We start from the raw sequence: 703 nt of genomic DNA on the forward strand, positions 1-703 counted from the left end.
AGCGGATTGTGCGGCCTCGGCACTGCCCTTGGCCGCCTCCGCGCGGCTCTGTGCAATGGCAGCGACGCCTGTCGCACCGACGGCTACGCTTTGCGCCTGGTCAGCCATGGTTTTCCCAGCCAGGGCAACACTCTGGGCTGCCACCGCCGCGCGATCAACGTCATCCAACTGACCCTTGTTCACCGCATCAGCCTGTGCGCTACCGGAAGCCAACCGGGCGATGCGGGCCGGCTCGCTGGCTGAACCGCGGCCTGCGTTGTAGACCCCGTCGATACCACTCCACTGCAACGTGTCATCGCGCAGGCCCTGGATGTTATCCACCAGCGCGTCTAGCTCAGTGGCCTGGGTACGCACGGCATCGTTGAGCGTGGAGAGATTGCCCGCCACCGCGTGCAGCGCCTCACCTGCATTGTCGTGGCTGGTTGCAGGCTGAGCACTGCCAGCGGCTGCGATCAGGGGGATGTTATAGCCAGGTGCCGTGGGCTGGCCTTCAGCGTCCACGGTAGCGCCACCTCCGAGCAGCCGAGTGATGGTCTCGCGACCCACGCCCGCAGCGGCTTTTACCGCCGAGTCCAGGCGCTCGACCACCGTTTGCCCGCCGTCCAGGCCGCCGAGCTGAATCGCAGCCACATCAGCGGTGGACCGGGCGGCGTTGGCAGTGCCCTGGGCATTATCGGCCGTTCGCTGAGCGACCGACGCGACG

1 protein-coding gene is annotated in these 703 nt (G+C 67.1%); it reads right to left on the reverse strand.

Features of this window, described 5'->3' with window-relative positions:
* Positions 1–703, reverse strand: a 703-nt coding sequence (locus HX846_RS38390; RefSeq protein ID WP_218645540.1) for a hypothetical protein, incomplete at both ends; no start/stop codon positions are given.

The organism is Pseudomonas sp. K5002, from assembly GCF_013386655.1.
GTDB lineage: Bacteria > Pseudomonadota > Gammaproteobacteria > Pseudomonadales > Pseudomonadaceae > Aquipseudomonas.